Annotated in this window: 14 protein-coding genes; 1 reads left to right on the forward strand and 13 read right to left on the reverse strand. The window is 64.4% G+C overall.

Annotated features, from left to right (window positions below; genetic code table 11):
* Positions 1-105: 105 nt before the first annotated feature.
* The 13 genes from clsB to VSR82_RS13230 form a co-directional block, all read right to left on the reverse strand.
* Positions 106-1,365 carry a cardiolipin synthase ClsB gene (clsB, locus tag VSR82_RS13170; protein ID WP_410842332.1) on the reverse strand — a complete coding sequence of 420 codons (1,260 nt, stop codon included), beginning with the start codon at positions 1,363-1,365 and terminating at the stop codon, positions 106-108.
* Positions 1,362-1,877 carry a dihydroneopterin triphosphate diphosphatase gene (gene nudB / locus VSR82_RS13175; protein ID WP_368584482.1) on the reverse strand — a complete coding sequence of 172 codons (516 nt, stop codon included), beginning with the start codon at positions 1,875-1,877 and terminating at the stop codon, positions 1,362-1,364. The genes clsB and nudB overlap by 4 nt, the downstream gene beginning before the upstream one ends.
* Before the next feature lie 179 nt (positions 1,878-2,056).
* Positions 2,057-3,856, reverse strand: coding sequence for an aspartate--tRNA ligase (gene aspS / locus VSR82_RS13180; protein WP_429460932.1), 1,800 nt, complete (start codon positions 3,854-3,856; stop codon positions 2,057-2,059).
* 75 nt (positions 3,857-3,931) lie between these two features.
* Positions 3,932-4,588, reverse strand: a complete 657-nt coding sequence (locus VSR82_RS13185) for a DUF502 domain-containing protein (RefSeq protein WP_026228003.1) — start codon at positions 4,586-4,588, stop codon at positions 3,932-3,934.
* A gap of 75 nt (positions 4,589-4,663) precedes the next feature.
* Positions 4,664-4,996: an FmdB family zinc ribbon protein gene (locus VSR82_RS13190; RefSeq protein ID WP_429460934.1), complete on the reverse strand. Its 333-nt coding sequence runs from the start codon at positions 4,994-4,996 to the stop codon at positions 4,664-4,666.
* 171 nt (positions 4,997-5,167) lie between these two features.
* Positions 5,168-5,791, reverse strand: a complete 624-nt coding sequence (locus VSR82_RS13195; RefSeq protein ID WP_429460936.1) for a methyltransferase domain-containing protein — start codon at positions 5,789-5,791, stop codon at positions 5,168-5,170.
* 96 nt (positions 5,792-5,887) lie between these two features.
* Positions 5,888-7,465, reverse strand: coding sequence for a ubiquinone biosynthesis regulatory protein kinase UbiB (gene ubiB / locus VSR82_RS13200; protein WP_176109573.1), 1,578 nt, complete (start codon positions 7,463-7,465; stop codon positions 5,888-5,890).
* Positions 7,466-7,480: 15 nt separating this feature from the next.
* Entirely contained in the window at positions 7,481-8,125 is a 645-nt protein-coding gene (locus tag VSR82_RS13205; RefSeq protein WP_176122427.1) for a ubiquinone biosynthesis accessory factor UbiJ, read from the reverse strand.
* 174 nt (positions 8,126-8,299) lie between these two features.
* Positions 8,300-9,304 carry a Tim44 domain-containing protein gene (locus tag VSR82_RS13210; RefSeq protein WP_429460938.1) on the reverse strand — a complete coding sequence of 335 codons (1,005 nt, stop codon included), beginning with the start codon at positions 9,302-9,304 and terminating at the stop codon, positions 8,300-8,302.
* A gap of 38 nt (positions 9,305-9,342) precedes the next feature.
* On the reverse strand, positions 9,343-10,074 hold the full coding sequence (gene ubiE / locus VSR82_RS13215) for a bifunctional demethylmenaquinone methyltransferase/2-methoxy-6-polyprenyl-1,4-benzoquinol methylase UbiE (RefSeq protein WP_176122425.1): 732 nt from the start codon (positions 10,072-10,074) through the stop codon (positions 9,343-9,345).
* Positions 10,075-10,140: 66 nt separating this feature from the next.
* The gene (locus VSR82_RS13220; RefSeq protein WP_013088372.1) at positions 10,141-10,554 is read right to left on the reverse strand and encodes a gamma-butyrobetaine hydroxylase family protein; all 414 of its coding nucleotides are present in this window, start codon (positions 10,552-10,554) and stop codon (positions 10,141-10,143) included.
* A 97-nt stretch (positions 10,555-10,651) separates the two neighbouring features.
* Entirely contained in the window at positions 10,652-11,080 is a 429-nt protein-coding gene (locus VSR82_RS13225) for an HIT family protein (RefSeq protein WP_013088371.1), read from the reverse strand.
* Between the two features lie 33 nt (positions 11,081-11,113).
* The gene (locus VSR82_RS13230; protein ID WP_429460940.1) at positions 11,114-15,220 is read right to left on the reverse strand and encodes a DUF3683 domain-containing protein; all 4,107 of its coding nucleotides are present in this window, start codon (positions 15,218-15,220) and stop codon (positions 11,114-11,116) included.
* A 503-nt stretch (positions 15,221-15,723) separates the two neighbouring features.
* On the opposite strand from VSR82_RS13230, the gene ilvA reads away from it, so the two are divergent.
* A complete protein-coding gene (ilvA, locus tag VSR82_RS13235) occupies positions 15,724-17,289 on the forward strand; it encodes a threonine ammonia-lyase, biosynthetic (RefSeq protein WP_429461941.1) in 1,566 nt (521 codons plus the stop codon).
* Positions 17,290-17,306: the final 17 nt, after the last annotated feature.

The raw sequence follows: 17,306 nt of genomic DNA on the forward strand, positions 1-17,306 counted from the left end.
CGGCCTCTAATTTTGCGGCTTTCGACCATCAGATCAATCAGATTTTTAGAGGCGTTTGCCTTGAATCGATGGTTGCCGACGGGCGCGTGCGTGGTTTTATTGGTGTCAATCGTAGCCGCCGACCGTCAGCAGTTTCATCGCGACGCGGTAGCTCGTGTACGCGATCCAGCTCAGCGCGCGCACACGCGCCGGTCGCGATTCGTAGTGCGCTTCATCGATCCGGCGCGCGTCCGTGAATGCATCGAGAATCGCATCGCGAAGTTTCGCGATCGACGGATCGTTCACGAGCACGACGTTCGCTTCGTTATTGAGCATCAGGCTGAGCGCATCGAGATTCGACGAACCGACTGTGCCCCAGTTCGAATCGACCACCGCGACCTTGCCGTGCAGCAGCGTCTTCTCGTATTCGGCGATCTGCACGCCCGCGCGCAGCAGCGCGTGGTACAGGAACGGCACCGCGTAATCGAGCGCCTTGAATTCCTTGCGCCCGATGATCAGCTTCACGACCACGCCGCGCCGCGCCGCGAACACCAGCGCGCGACGCAGCTTGCGCCCCGGCATGAAGTACGGATTCGCCAGCAGAATTTCATGGCGAGCCTGGCCGATCGCGGCCAGATAGGCCTTTTCGATCGCGCGGCGGTTGATCAGGTTATCGCGCGCGACGAACGCGACGCACGGCTCGCCGCCGGCCCACAGTTCCTCGTTGCGGCGCCGCCGGCGCCGGCGCAGACTGCCGAGCGAGTTGGCGTCCTGCGACGACACGTCTGGCCTGATCGAATCGAGCGGCCGATGGCCGAGGCGAATCCGCCGCCACTGCACCTCGATCGCGTCGCGCACGTCGGCGACCACCGGCCCGCGCAGCTCGACCGCGAAGTCCCAGCGGCGGTACGGCAGCTTCTCGCCGTTGTTCTCGTAATCGTCGACGATATTGATGCCGCCGCAATACGCGATCCGATCGTCGATCACCGCGAGCTTGCGGTGCGTGCGCGAAAAGCCGAAGCGGCCGAACAGATGCGGGTTGTAGATGCGATGCTCGATGCCGCCCGCCGGCCATTGATCGAACATTTTCAGGCGCGCGGTGCCGATGCCGTCGGTGATCACGCGCACCCTGACGCCGCGCGCGGCCGCGCGCAGCAACGCCTCGCTGACCGCGTGGCCGGCTTCGTCGTCGCAAAAGATGTAGGTTTCGAGCGCGACGCTGTGCTCGGCGGCGTCGATGCGCTCGATCAGCGCGTCGAAGAAGTCGTCACCGGAGCGCAGAAGCTCGACCTGGTTGTTGCTGGTGAAGCGGTAGCGCTGCCAGTAACGACGGCCGAGCAACGTGTGCCGCAGACGCGCGAAACGGCCCGAACCGCCTGCGCTCACTGGCCACGCTCCCCGGCCAGCGGGCCGGATTGGGGGTCGATCGGGCGTGCGGCGAGGCGGCGCGGCAACTGCAGGATCGCATCGGCATTCGACGACGAAAAGCAGCGCGATGCGGCCTCTTCATACGGCAGCCACATATACGCGGTGTGTTCGCGCGGCGCGAGCGACACCTCGATACGCTCGGGCACCTGCAAGCTGAACCAGTGTTCGGTGTTATAGAGCACGCCTGGTTCGTAGCGGTAGCGATATTCCGGGTAGATCTCGTAGTCGATCGAGTACTGCCAGTCGAACAACGCGCTGCGCGGCACCAGCGCGCCGCCGATCATGATGCCGGTTTCCTCGGCGACTTCACGCACCGCCGTGTCGGCGAGCGGTTCGTCGAGCCGGTCTTTCGAACCGGTGACCGACTGCCAGAACTCGGCATGGTCAGCGCGTTCGAGCAGCAGCACGTCGAGCGCGGGCGTATGAATGATGACGAGGACGGACTGCGGAATTTTCGGCGGTTTCGGCATGGCTCAAAACTGGGCGCGACGCGACGCGCGGTACATGTCGGATGACGGTCGAAAGGGTCGGGAAAGCAGTGGCTTCACTGTAACGCAAAAAATGAAAAAGGCGCTGAGGTGAAGTACACCTCAGCGCCTTTTCGTTTCGCTCGTGTGGCTATTTTGCGGCCGCGCCAAGCGGCCACGGTTTACGCCTTCGGTTCCGGCGAACGCAGACGGATGTGCAGCTCGCGCAGCTGACGCTCGTCGACTTCGCTCGGCGCCTGCGTGAGCAGGTCCTGCGCGCGTTGCGTCTTCGGGAATGCGATCACGTCGCGGATCGAGTCGGCGCCGGCCATCATCGTGACGATGCGGTCCAGACCGAACGCGATACCGCCGTGCGGCGGCGCGCCGTATTGCAGCGCGTCGAGCAGGAAGCCGAACTTGGCCTGCGCTTCTTCCGCGTTGATCTTCAGCGCGCGGAACACCTTGCTCTGCACTTCCTCACGATAGATACGCACCGAGCCGCCGCCGATTTCCCAGCCGTTCAGCACCATGTCGTAGGCCTTCGCGAGGCAGCGCGCCGGGTCCGTTTCGAGGTACTCGAGGTGCTCGTCCTTCGGGCTCGTGAACGGGTGATGCGCGGCGACGTAGCGGTTGTCTTCCTCGTCGTATTCGAACATCGGGAAGTCGACCACCCACAGCGGCTTCCAGCCGGACTCGACGAGACCGTTGGCCTTGCCGAATTCCGAATGACCGATCTTCAGGCGCAGGGCGCCGAGGCTGTCGTTGACGACCTTCGCGCGATCCGCCGCGAAGAAGATGATGTCGCCGTCTTGCGCGCCGGTGCGCTCGATGATCGCCTTCAGCGCTTCATCGTGCAGGTTCTTGACGATCGGGCTTTGCAGACCGTCACGGCCCTTCGCCGCTTCGTTGACCTTGATCCACGCGAGACCCTTCGCGCCGTAGATGCGCACGAATTCCGTATAGCTGTCGATGTCGCCACGCGACAGCTCGCCGCCCTTCGGCACGCGCAGCGCCGCGACGCGGCCGTCCTTCGTGTTGGCCGGCGTGCTGAACACCTTGAAGTCGACGTCGCGCATCGCATCGGTCAGCTCGGTGAATTCGAGCTTCACGCGCAGGTCCGGCTTGTCCGAACCGAAGCGGCGCATCGCTTCCGCATACTCCATGACCGGGAACTTCTCGTCGAGCGCAACGCCGATCGTCGTCCTGAACACGTGACGGATCATCGCCTCGAACAGATCGCGGATTTCCTGTTCCGACAGGAACGAGGTTTCACAGTCGATCTGCGTGAATTCCGGCTGACGGTCGGCGCGCAGGTCTTCGTCGCGGAAGCACTTGGTGATCTGGTAGTAACGGTCGAAGTTCGCGACCATCAGCAGCTGTTTGAACAGCTGCGGCGACTGCGGCAGTGCGAAGAACTGGCCCGGGTTCGTACGCGACGGCACGAGGTAGTCGCGCGCGCCTTCCGGCGTGCTCTTCGTCAGCATCGGCGTTTCGATGTCGATGAAGCCCTGCTCGTCGAGGTACTTGCGCACTTCGATCGCGACGCGATAGCGCAGACGCAGGTTGTGCTGCATCTGCGGACGGCGCAGGTCGAGCACGCGATGCGTGAGACGCGTGGTTTCCGACAGATTATCGTCGTCGAGCTGGAACGGCGGCGTGACCGACGCGTTCAGCACGATCAGCTCGTGGCACAGCACTTCGATCTTGCCGCTCTTCAGCGACGCGTTGGTCGTGCCTTCCGGACGACCGCGCACGACGCCCTTGACCTGCACGCAGAACTCGTTGCGCACGCCTTCGGCGATCTTGAACATGTCCGCGCGATCCGGATCGCAGACGACCTGAACGAGCCCTTCGCGATCGCGCAGGTCGATGAAGATGACGCCGCCATGGTCGCGGCGGCGGCTTACCCAGCCGCACAGCGAGACGGATTGGCCCAGCAGTTCTTCGGTCACCAGACCGCAGTATTCAGATCTCATCGACATGATGTTTGTCTTTCGTTTTGCATTGGTTGAACGGCGCGCCGCAGACGATCCTGCATGAAGCGTTGCGCGCCGGCATTACAGCGGAGGCTCGACGGTGGTGCGGCGCACCGGCGCCGGCGGTGGCGCGGACGGCGCCACGACGCCCATCGAGACGATGTACTTGAGCGCAGCGTCGACGGTCATGTCGAGCTCGATCACTTCGCTTTTCGGCACCATCAGGAAGAAGCCGGACGTCGGATTCGGCGTGGTCGGCACGTACACGCTGACGTAATCTTCCTTCAGGTGGTTGGCCACGTCGCCGCCCGGGATGCCGGTCAGAAACGCAATCGTATAGGAACCGCGGCGCGGGTACTCGATCAGCAGCGCCTTGCGGAATGCATTGCCGCTGCTCGACAGCAGCGTGTCGGACACCTGCTTGACGCTGGTGTAGAGCGGGCCGACCACCGGAATGTGCGCGACCAGCAGTTCCCACCACTTCACGAGCTTCTGCCCAATGAAGTTTTGCGTCAACAGCCCGACGACGAAGATGAACGCGAGCGTGAGCACCGCGCCGAGGCCCGGCAAGCGATAGCCGATCGCGCGTTCCGGCTGCCACGAGGTAGGCAGCAGCAACAGCGTCTGGTCCATCGTGCCGATGATCAGACCGAGCACCCACAGTGTGATAGCCAGAGGCACCAGCACCAGCAGGCCGGTCAGAAACACCGATTTGAGCGTGAATTTCTTCGTCGTCATGTGTACCGCCAGAAAGCTGCGCGGGCCGAAGCCCATGCGCGGTAGATACGCCGCCCGCGCGGGGCGGCGGTCCCACTAGGCGCTGCCGGAACCGCTCGGGCTTGCGGCCGCGCCCGCGGCGGCGGGGGCCTCGGGCGCGGCCGGGGCAGCCTGTTCAGCCGGGGCTGCGGCTGCGGACGGCTCGGACTTCGCTTCCGACGTGGCCGGCGCGCTCGCGCCGCCGCTGCCGCCGCGGAAATCTGTCACGTACCAGCCGGAGCCCTTCAACTGGAAGCCGGCGGCGGTGAGTTGCTTGCTAAATGTGTCTTTCCCGCACTCGGGGCACTGCGTCAACTGGGGGTCGCTCATCTTCTGGAGCACGTCCTTCCCAAAGCCGCATGACCCGCAACGATAAGCGTAGATCGGCATGATCCTTTCCTACTCCAAATCCCTACTGAAATCTTGTAAACGCTTGCAAAGCCTTGAATTATAGCCGCAAACGATGTCCGTTCCCCGGATTTCGGGTGGCGGACGCGTGATGCGCCCGCCACCGCGCAAGATGGGGGCGTCCCGCGGAGCTCTCAAGAGCGGCGCGCGGGGCTAGCTGCGACGCCGCCAGGTGAGCCAGCGCTCGTGTTCGGCGAATACGGCGATCGAGTCGTCGACCGCTTCGTCTTCGATCAGCTCGAAATGTGGCGTGAACAGCGCGTCGAGCTCATCGCGTGCGATGCCGAACGGCGGCCCCTTCGGCGTCGCGCCGATAAAAAAGTACCCCGCGAGCAACCCGCCGGTCGGCAGCAGTTCGGCCATACGTTGCGCGTAGTCGGCGCGGCGCGTCGGCGGCAGCGCGCAGAAGAACGCGCGCTCATAGATCCATCCGGGCTTGAACGGCGGCGCATAGGTGAAAAAGTCCGCCTGCTCGACCAGCGATGCGTGCTGCGCGCCGAGTTGCTCGCGGGCCGCCGCGACGGCGGCGGCCGAGAAATCGATCGCGCGCACCGGGTTGCCCTGACGGGCGAGCCATACCGCTTCGTGGGCACTGCCGCAGCCTGGAATCAGCACGGCGGCGTTGCGGTGCCGTTCGGCAAACGCGCGAAACGCGGACGGCACGCCCGCCTGGTCCCACGGCGTGTAATGGCGCTCGAAACGTTCGTCCCAGAACTCCGGCGAGTTGGGATCGCGATTCGCGAAATCGGGTACGGGGGGTTGGGTCGGATCGCTCATCGGATGCCTCGTTCAGGTTTGCGCCCGGTCGTCACCGCCAGCCGCGGCCGACACCGCCGCTGAAGCACAGTGCGGCCAATGGGCCGCCAGCCGCGCTCAACCGCCGTAAGCGAGCGCCAGGAACGCCCGTGCCAGCATCGCGCCGACGCCGACCGCCACGCCGAACAGCAGCAGGCCTTGCAGCAGACGGTTGGTGCGCTTCTGCTCAAGCAGTATCTGGCGAATCACGTCGTCGTTCGCGCCGCCCACCGGATGATGGCGTTCGGCCAGCATGTTGTGAACGAGGCGCGGCAACTGCGGCAGCGTCTTGCTCCACTGCGGCGCCTCGATCTTCAGGCGTTCATACCAGCCGCGCAAGCCGATCTGCTCGTTCATCCAGCGCTCGAGGTAAGGCTTCGCGGTCTTCCAGAGATCCAGTTCGGGATCGAGCGAACGGCCGAGGCCTTCCACGTTCAGCATCGTCTTTTGCAGCAACACGAGCTGCGGCTGGATCTCGACGTTAAAGCGCCGCGACGTCGAGAACAGGCGCATCAGCACCTGGCCGAGCGAAATGTCCTTCAGCGCGCGGTCGAAGTACGGTTCGCAGACCGCGCGGATCGCGCTTTCGAGTTCCTCGACACGCGTGGTCGGCGGCACCCAGCCCGACTCCAGATGCAGCGTCGCAACGCGATGGTAGTCGCGCTTGAAGAACGCGAGGAAGTTTTGCGCGAGGTAGTTTTTATCGAAGTCCGACAGCGCGCCGATGATGCCGAAGTCGAGCGCGATATAGCGGCCGAAGTGCGCGGGATCGAGGCTCACCTGGATGTTGCCGGGGTGCATGTCGGCGTGGAAAAAGCCGTCGCGGAACACCTGCGTGAAGAAAATCTCGACGCCCTCGCGCGCGAGCTTGGGGATATCGACGCCCGCCGCGCGCAACGTATCGACCTGGCTGATCGGCACGCCGACCATGCGCTCCATCACGAGCACCGTGGGCGTGCAGAATTCCCAGTACATCTCGGGCACGAGCAGCAGGTCGAGCCCCTGGAAGTTGCGCCGCAGCTGGCTACCGTTGGCGGCCTCGCGCATCAGGTCGAGTTCGTCGTGCAGGTACTTGTCGAATTCGGCGACCACTTCGCGCGGCTTCAGGCGTTTGCCATCGGCCCACAGACGCTCGGCCCACACGGCGATGTCGCGCAACAGCGCAAGGTCGGAATCGATCACCGGCAGCATGTTGGGGCGCAGCACTTTCACCGCGACCGCCTTGCCTGCGTGCTGGCCGGCCTTCACCGTCGCGAAGTGGACCTGCGCGATCGACGCGCTCGCGACCGGGACCCGCTCGAAATCGTCGAACAACACGTCGACCGGCGCGCCGAGCGACTTCTCGACGAGTGCGATCGCGACCGCCGAATCGAACGGCGGCACCTGATCCTGCAGCTTCGCGAGTTCGTTGGCGATATCGACCGGCAGCAGATCGCGGCGGGTCGACAGCACCTGCCCGAACTTGACGAAGATCGGCCCGAGGCTTTCGAGCGCGAGCCGCAGACGCACGCCCGGCGGCGCATCGAACTTACGACCGAGCGTCGTGATACGCAACAGCAGACGCACGCGCCGATCGTTGATGCGGCTCAACATCATTTCGTCGAGGCCGAAGCGGATGACCGTGAAAAAAATCTTGAGAAAACGCAGAAAACGCATGGCTGGGCCCGTTGACTAGCGCGTGCCGCGCGACGTGGCGGCGCCGCCCGACGCTTGCGCGCCGCGGGCTTCGACCTTCTGTTCGAGACGCTCGATGCGCTTTTCGACGCGAGCGAGCGAATCACGCGCGCGCGCCAGCTCGACATTGAAGTCCGCGAGCGCGGTGCGGCGCACCAGCTGCGGATTCTCGTCGAGCAGATATTCGGCTGCCGTGTCGAGCAGGTTGCGGCCGGTGCGTTGCACATGCTCGCCGACCGAACGCACGAGCGACGTAATGCGCCACGCGGGCCCATCGCCGATCAGCTTCGCGAGATCTTCCTCCGGCTCCCAGCGCAGATGCTCGGCGAGCTTCGCGATCACGGTCGCGAACTCGGCGTCGCCCTCGATCTTCACGTGCTTCATCACCGCGGCCTGGCCACCTTGCAGGAAGGCCGGCAGTGCGTCCGATGGCACCGAGATCGTCACGTCGAACTGGTGCGCATCGGCTTCGTCGAGCGTGCCGAGATAGCCGTCGGGCTGCACGAGCAGTGCAAGCACCACCGGTGGACATGACAGGCGTGCGGTCTTGCCCGCGTACGGGGCGAGGCGCTCGCGGGCCCACGATTCGCGGGCGAGCAGATGATTGACAGCGGCAGCGAAGGGCTTGGCGGCGAGGGTCATCGAAGGTGGCAAGAAAAAACCCGCGCGAGCGAGGTGCTTGCGCGGGCTCCCATTGTAACGTCCGTTCGCTTCGCGGCCTGCTATACCGAACGGCCTAAGCGATGCGCGAGGCGAGGAATCGCTGTGCCGTGGTCGGCTTTTTGCGAGGCAAACGCGACTCGACGCTTCGGCATGTCAGTGTTGCTCGACCTGCTGGATGCCGGCAAGCAGCCAGCCTTCGCCGGCGCGGTTCGCCTTCGTCAGATTCCAGACTTCGACGAACGGCTCGGCCGCCGCGCCCGGCGCCTCGCGGATCAAACCGGAGAAGCGCACGCTCGCGAAGTATTCGGTCGCGCGCTCCTCGACGCCGAGCAGCTCGGCGTTCAACTGCACGACGTCGGTCTGGTTCGGCTGCGTGCCGCGCGCGGTGAGATCGACGCGCACTTCGGCGAACATTTCCGGTGTCGTGAATTCGCGGATGTCATCGATGTTGCCGACGTCCCACGCGGCCTGCAGGCGCACGAAGTACACCTTCGCGTTACGCAGAAACGCTTCGGAATCGAAGCCGGCCGGCACTGACGGCGTCGCGCCGAGCGATGGCGTGGTCAACGGGTTGCCTTGCGGTTCGAGGTACGAGCCGGTCGGCGGCGCGGTGTAACGCGGCTCCTGAATATAGTCGGTGCCTTTGGTGTTCAGCGACGGCGCCGTGCCCGCGTAAGCCGGTTGCGCCGCATCGCGCTTGCGACCGGTGAAGCGGCGGATCAGCCAGATCACGACCATCGCGATCAACGCAATCACGATCACGTTGGCGAACATGCCGGCGAACGCCTCGCCGAGCCCGAAATGCGACAACAACGCGGCGATGCCGAGACCGGCCGCGAGACCGGCGATCGGGCCGAGCCAGCGATTGCGGTTCGGCGCGGCGGGCGGCGTGGGCTTGGTTGCGGGAGCCGCCGGTTGGGCGCTCTGCTGCGTGGCCTGATTGTTCTGCGCCGGCTGGGACGGCGGCGGCGTCTGGCGCTGCTGCTGCAGACTGTTCGACTGACGGCCGAAGCTGCGGCCTCCGCCAATACGGCGTGCTTCGGCGTCGAGAGAGGCAAGCGTGCCGACCGTCAGCAGACCGACCATCGCGATCAGTCCGATTCTTCTCGCCAGCGACCCCTTAACCTTACGAGCAGATAACAAATTCGAATCGGACATTTCGCACTTTCCTTTAAAAATCGATGGGTTAGAGGACCCTAGTATTTGGTCCCCACATGCAACGCTACCACGCCAGCTGACAAATTGTAATATTTGACGCCGTCGAGACCAGCTTGTTCCATCATAGTTTTCAAAGTTTCCTGGTCAGGATGCATGCGGATCGATTCCGCCAGGTACTGGTAGCTTTCCGCGTCCTTGGCGAAGCGCTCGCCGAGCCACGGCAACACCTTGAACGAATACAGATCGTAGACCTTCTTCAGCGGGTCCCATACCTTCGAGAACTCGAGCACGAGCAGTCGCCCGGCCGGTTTCAGCACACGCCGCATCTCGGCGAGCGCGATGTCTTTATGCGTCATGTTGCGCAAACCGAACGCGACCGTCACGACGTCGAAATAGTTATCCGGAAACGGGATTTTTTCGGCATCGCAAAGCAGCGTCGGCGTAATGATGCCTTTGTCGAGCAGCCGGTCGCGGCCGACGCGCAGCATCGATTCATTGATGTCGGTATGCCAGACCTCGCCCGTCTCACCCGCCTGTTTGGCGAACGCTTTCGACAGATCGCCCGTGCCGCCCGCGATGTCGAGCACCTTGTAGCCCGGCCGCACGTTCGCCTGGGCGATCGTGAACACCTTCCACGCCCGGTGCAATCCGCCCGACATCAGGTCGTTCATCAGGTCGTAGTTGGCGGCCACCGAGTGGAACACCCCCGCCACTTTCTGCGCCTTGTCCTGTTCGTCGACCGATTGAAAGCCGAAGTGGGTTTTGCTCATCGCGCTCGTCCTTTCGCGTGTTCTTGAATGTTGCGCCGCTCGAGCGGCGTTCGGGAGCGAATCGTATCAGTGACAGTGCCCGTGCGCAGCAGCGGCGGGCACCATCGGCGTGTCGCGGTCGATGCCGGCCGCTGCCAGTTTGGCGAGATACGCGCGCCAGAGTTCATCCTGACGCACGGCCATGTCGTACAGCAGGTCCCACGAGTAGATACCAGTGGAGTGTCCATCGGAGAAAGTCGGCTGCAGCGCGTAATTGCCGACGCCTTCGATCATCGTGATCGTCACGTCGCGCTTGCCCGTCTGCAGCGTTTCCTGGCCGGGCCCGTGGCCCTGCACTTCCGCCGACGGCGAATACACGCGCAGCAGTTCGAACGGCAGCCGGTACGCTTCGCCGTTCGCGTACTGCAGTTCGAGCACGCGCGACTTAGAATGCACGACCACGCCGGTCGGCACCGGCGTCTCGGGAGTCAATCCGCTCATGTTGGCCTCATCAGATAACGGCGGGTGATAACGACGCATCGGCCGCCCTGCGCACCGACCGACGCCCGGCGGTGCGCGGCGGCGGATTCAGCGATGCTCAGCCCAGCGCCTGTTCGATTTCCTGCCGCACGGCTTCGCGCAGCAGCGTGGCGTGCGCCCGACGCGACGACAGCATCGCTTCGGACACCGTGCGCTGGCGCGGCGCCCAGATCGGCAGGGGGAAATGCGCGTCGTTCGAGAAACGCGGAATCACGTGCCAGTGCACGTGCGGCACCTGGTTGCCGAGGCTCGCGAGATTGACCTTCGCCGGCTGCATCACGCGCCGCTGCGCACGCTCGACCGCGTAGACGGCCTTCATCACGTGATCGCGCTCGTCGGCGGAAAGATCCGAAAACTCGGCTACGTGAGCATTCCAGATGACCCGGCAAAAGCCCGGGTAGTCGTGTTCGTCGGCGAGGACGACTCGCAACGCGTCGTCCTGCCATAGCACATCGCCGCCGTCTTCACGGCAAAAAACGCAGTCCATCGTCGTCCTCGGCAAATATCGTCGGTCGTGCCATTAAACCAGCACGCGCTCGATTCCGCCATTGTTCGCCCGTTGTACGTAGTCCGCCATCCAGTTTTCGCCGAGCACGTGACGTGCCATCTCGACCACGATGTAATCGGCCTCGGTACCCGCGTCTTCGTTGTAGCGCGACAGCCCTTGCAGGCACGACGGGCAGCTCGTGAGGATCTTGACGTCGGTCGAAGCCGCATTGCCGTTACCCGGCTGCGGACCGTCGCCGGCCTTCAGCACCGAACCGTTCGGCGCACCGGCGGATCCGGCCGATGCATTGGCCGGATTGATCGCGTTCGCGCCCGCTTCGGCAACGAGCGGGATGCCGCGCAGTTTCGCCGCGCCCTTGCGGATTTCCTCTTCCTTGCGGAAGCGCACCTGGGTCGAGATGTCGGGACGCGTGACCGCGAGCGTGCCCGACTCGCCGCAGCAGCGGTCGTTCTTCTCGATCTTGTAGCCGTCCTGCTCCGAACCCATCAGCTGGTTGACGAGCTTGACCGGGTCCATCGTCTTGATCGGCGAGTGGCACGGGTCGTGGTACATGTAGCGCACGCCGTTCACGCCATCGAGCTTGATGCCTTTTTCCAGCAGGTATTCGTGGATGTCGATGATCCGGCAGCCCGGGAAGATCTTTTCGAATTCGTAACCGGCGAGCTGGTCGTAGCACGTGCCGCACGACACCACCACCGTCTTGATGTCGAGGTAGTTCAGCGTATTGGCGACGCGGTGGAACAGCACGCGGTTGTCGGTGACGATCTGCTCGGCCTTGTCGTACTGGCCCGAGCCGCGCTGCGGATAGCCGCAGCACAGGTAGCCCGGCGGCAGCACGGTCTGCACGCCCGCCTCCCACAGCATGGCCTGGGTCGCGAGACCGACCTGCGAGAACAGCCGCTCGGAGCCGCAGCCCGGGAAGTAGAACACCGCTTCGGTATCGACGGTGGTCGTCTTCGGATTGCGGATGATCGGGACGATCTTGTTGTCCTCGATATCGAGCAACGCGCGCGCGGTCTTCTTCGGCAGGTTGCCCGGCATCTTCTTGTTCATGAAGTGGATCACCTGCTGCGTGATCGCCGGCTTGCCGACCGTGGCGGGCGGATGCGCGGTCTGCTTCTTCGTGAACTTCTTCAGCACCTCGTTGCCGAGGCGTTGCGCCTTGTAGCCGACGCCCATCATCGCGGTGCGCGCGAGGTTGATGGTCTGCGGATTCGTCGCGTTCAGGAAGAACATGCCCGCCGCGTTGCCCGGGTTGAACTTCTTCTTGCCCATCTTGCGCAACAGGTTGCGCATGTTCATCGACACGTCGCCGAAGTCGATCTTCACCGGGCACGGCGTCACGCACTTGTGGCAGACAGTGCAGTGATCGGCGACGTCGTTGAACTCGTCCCAGTGCTTGATCGACACGCCGCGGCGCGTCTGCTCTTCGTACAGGAATGCCTCGACCAGCAAAGAGGTGGCGAGAATCTTGTTGCGCGGGCTGTACAGCAGGTTCGCGCGCGGCACGTGCGTCGCGCAGACCGGCTTGCACTTGCCGCAACGCAGGCAGTCCTTGATCGACTCGGAAATCGCGCCGATATCGGACTGCTGCATGATCAGCGACTCGTAGCCCATCAGGCCGAAGCTCGGCGTGTACGCGTTGCGCAGGTCCGCGCCTTCGAGCAGCTTGCCCGCGTTGAAGCGGCCGTGCGGATCGACACGCTGCTTGTACTTGCGGAATTCGCCGATCTCGTCGTCGGTCAGGAATTCGAGCTTGGTAATCCCGATGCCGTGCTCGCCGGAGATCACGCCGTCAAGCGAACGCGCGAGCTTCATGATGCGCGCGACCGCGGTGTGCGCGTCCTGCAGCATCTCGTAGTTGTCGGAGTTGACCGGGATGTTCGTGTGCACGTTGCCGTCGCCCGCGTGCATGTGCAGCGCAACGAACACGCGGCCGCGCAGCACCTGCTTGTGGATCGCCTGGGCTTCGTCGAGGATCGGCTTGAACTCGCCGCCGTTGAAAATCTGCCGCAATTCGGCGCGGATTTCCTGCTTCCACGACACGCGGATCGTGCGGTCCTGCGCGAGGTGGAAGACGGCTGCGTCCGGTTGCGCGTCGACGCGATCGGCGAACTTCTCGGCGAGCGATTCGTAGCCGAGGCCGACCAGATAGTGCTGCGCCTCGCGCAGCGACAAGTCGAGCTTGTCGCGCACGAATTCCCAGCGCGTGCGCACACGCGCGAGCAGATCGAGCGCCTGCTGCACGCGGTCTTCGAGCAGCTCGGCGCTCGGGATTTCGTTCGCGTCGTCGCTCTTGCCGAGCGGCAGCTTGCCGCCCTTGAAGAACGCTTCGAGCGCGTCGACCAGTTGCAGCTTGTTCTTCAGCGACAGCTCGATGTTGATGCGCTCGATGCCGTCCGTGTACTCGCCCATGCGGTCGAGCGGAATCACGACGTCTTCGTTGATCTTGAACGCGTTGGTGTGCTTCGCGATCGCGGCGGTGCGGCTGCGGTCGAGCCAGAAGCGCTTGCGGGCTTCGGCGCTCACCGCGACGAAACCTTCGCCGCTCTTGCCGTTGGCCATGCGCACGACTTCGGACGTAGCCTGCGCGACCGCATCCGCATCGTCACCGACGATATCGCCGATCAGCACCATCTTCGGAAACGCGTTGCGCTTGCTCTTGGTCGCATAGCCGACCGCGCGCAGATAGCGCTCGTCCAGATGCTCGAGGCCCGCGAGAATCGCGCCGCCCTGGCGCGACGTTTCGAACAGGTAGTCCTTGATTTCGACGATGCTCGGAATCGCCTCGCGCGCCTGGCCGAAGAACTCGAGACAGACGGTGCGTGTATGCGCGGGCATCTTGTGCAGCACCCAGCGCGCCGACGTGATGAGACCGTCGCAACCTTCCTTCTGCACGCCCGGCAGCCCGGCGAGGAATTTGTCGGTGACGTCCTTGCCGAGGCCTTCCTTGCGAAATACGCGGCCCTTGATGTCGAGCGATTCGGTGCGCAGCAGCTTCTCGCCCGGCGCGTAGTTGCCGTCGAACCACTTGAGCTCGAAACGCGCGACTTCGATGTCGTGGATCTTGCCCATGTTGTGCTCGAGACGCGTGACTTCGAGCCAGTTCCCTTCCGGGTCGACCATGCGCCACCACGCGAGGTTATCGAGCGCCGTGCCCCACAGCACCGCCTTCTTGCCGCCCGCGTTCATCGCGACGTTGCCGCCGACGCAGGACGCGTCGAGCGAGGTCGGGTCGACCGCGAACACGAAGCCGGCTTGCTCGGCCGCTTCGGTCACGCGCCGCGTGACGACGCCCGCGCCCGAGAAAATCGTCGCGACCTTGCGATCGACGCCCGGCAGCTGGGTCATTTCGACCGGGCCGAGCTGTTCGAGCTTTTCGGTGTTGATGACGGCCGAGAACGGCGTGAGCGGCACCGCGCCGCCCGTGTAGCCGGTGCCGCCGCCGCGCGGAATCACGGTCAGGCCGAGTTCGAAGCAGGCCTTGATCATGCCGGCGATTTCGGCCTCGGAGTCCGGCGTCAGCACGACGAACGGATATTCGACGCGCCAGTCGGTCGCGTCGGTCACGTGCGAGACGCGCGACAGGCCGTCGAACTTGATGTTGTCTCTCTGCGTGACCTTGCCGAGCACGCGCGTGGTGCGGCGGCGCAGGTCGTAGGTCTGCTGGAATTCGCTGGCGAATTGGTCGATCGCGCGGCGCGCGGCCTGCACCAGCTTTTCGACGCGCGCGGCGCGCTCGACGCCGGCTTCGTCGCCGTGCTCGCGCAGATCGGCGCGGCGGCGCTTCTCGATTTCGGCGAGGCGGTGATTGAGCGCCTCGATCAGCAGCGCGCGGCGCTTCGGATTGTCGAGCAGGTCATCCTGCAGATACGGATTGCGGCGCACGACCCAGATATCGCCGAGCACTTCATACAGCATGCGCGCCGAGCGGCCGGTGCGGCGTTCGGCGCGCAGTTCGGCGAGCGCGTCCCAGGCATCGTTGCCGAGCAGGCGGATGACGATTTCGCGGTCGGAGAACGACGTGTAGTTGTAGGGAATTTCGCGCAGACGCGCTTCGGGATCGGCGGCCACCGCAGCGGCGGCGCCGTGCGGATCGAAAACTTGAGGTGCGTTCATGTTTGGACGACTCGGTAGGTCGGCCTGGCGCGCTCGTCACGAGGCGTCGGCCGACAATGCGCGTGGGGCGCAATGCTTGAAATCTTCTAGGGCTTCCAGGGGAAGCGAACACGACCGGCGGCCAACTCACGGCGGTCGCTTCGCGGCACTCAGAGACAGCTACACGATCGCGCGTGGCGGACATGCCGCTCCGCCGCGGGGCACGATTCGCGCGGAACGGGCATTAAATGGGCGATCCGAGGCTGCCAGTGCATCTTCCGATCCTTATTCCAAAATGGAATTCTACCGCATCATCCCGCCACGCGTTGACGGCGGGAACCTGGGCGGTGACGGTGCTTCGGGGGATTTGGCGGCGAATCCCGCGGCGTTTCGCATGCGACCCCATTGACCGGCCGGACGGTTTGGCAAACTTCGCTTTGCAGTGCCGAAACGGCCCCACCAAGGGCGTGCCACCCCTCCCCGCCGCGCGCGGAACGGCCAGAGCGGGCACCGTTGGCGCTATCATTGACGTTTTCCCGTCTCACATAGCGCACCGCGCGACCCGCATGGTTTCCCACGACTACCTGAAAAAGACCCTGACCGCGCGCGTCTACGACGTGGCGCGCGAGACCGAACTCGAACGCGCGCCGAACCTGTCGGCGCGGCTGCGCAATCCGGTCTATCTGAAGCGCGAGGACAACCAGCCGGTGTTCTCGTTCAAACTGCGCGGCGCGTACAACAAGATGGCGCACATTCCGGCCGAAGCGCTCAGTCGCGGCGTGATCACCGCGTCGGCGGGCAATCATGCGCAGGGCGTCGCGTTGTCGGCCGCACGCATGGGCGTGAAGGCGATCATCGTCGTGCCGGTGACGACGCCGCAGGTCAAGGTCGACGCCATCCGCACGCATGGCGGGCCGACCGTCGAGGTCGTGCAGTTCGGCGAATCGTATAGCGATGCCTATGGTCACGCGGTCAAGCTGCAGGAAGATCGCGGCCTGACCTTCGTGCATCCGTTCGATGATCCATACGTGATCGCCGGCCAGGGCACCGTCGCGATGGAAATTTTGAGCCAGCACCAGGGGCCGATTCACGCGATCTTCGTGCCGATCGGCGGCGGCGGTCTCGCGGCCGGTGTCGCGGCATACGTGAAATCGGTGCGTCCGGAGATCAAGGTGATCGGCGTGCAGACCGATGATTCGTGCGCGATGGCCGCGTCGCTGAAGGCGGGCGAGCGCGTGACGCTGAACGAAGTGGGCCTGTTCTCCGACGGCACCGCGGTGAAGCTCGTCGGCGAGGAAACCTTCCGTCTGTGCAGCGAATATCTCGACGAAGTGCTGCTCGTGAACACCGATGCGCTGTGCGCGGCGATCAAGGACGTGTTCCAGGACACGCGCAGCGTGCTCGAACCGGCGGGTTCATTGGCGGTGGCGGGCGCGAAGCAGTACGCCGAACGGGAAGGCATCGAGAACCAGACGCTGATCGCGATCACGTCGGGCGCGAACATGAACTTCGACCGCATGCGCTTCGTCGCCGAACGCGCGGAAGTGGGCGAAGCACGTGAAGCCGTTTTCGCGGTGACGATCCCCGAAGAGCGCGGCAGCTTCAAGCGCTTCTGCGAGCTGGTCGGCACGCGCAGCGTCACCGAATTCAACTACCGGATCGCCGACGCGAACTCGGCGCATATCTTCGTCGGCGTGCAGATCCGCAATCGCAGCGAACCGGCGCAGATCGCCGGCGCATTCGAAGCGCACGGCTTCGCGACGGTCGATCTGACCTTCGACGAACTGTCTAAGCAGCACATCCGCTATATGGTTGGCGGCCGTTCGCCGCTCGCGCGCGACGAACGTCTGTTCCGCTTCGAGTTTCCCGAGCGTCCGGGTGCGCTGATGAAATTCCTGTCGTCGATGGCGCCGAACTGGAACATCAGCCTGTTCCACTATCGCAACCAGGGTGCGGACTACAGCTCGATTCTGGTCGGCATTCAGGTACCCGAGAGCGACCATGCAGCGTTCGAGCGCTTCATCGAAACGCTCGGCTATCCGTGCTGGGAAGAAACGAAAAACCCGGTCTATCGCCTCTTCCTCGCCTGATCTCTTCGGACCGGAAC

It is taken from the genome of Burkholderia sp. JPY481, assembly GCF_038900515.1.
In the GTDB taxonomy this organism is placed as follows: Bacteria; Pseudomonadota; Gammaproteobacteria; order Burkholderiales; family Burkholderiaceae; genus Paraburkholderia; species Paraburkholderia youngii.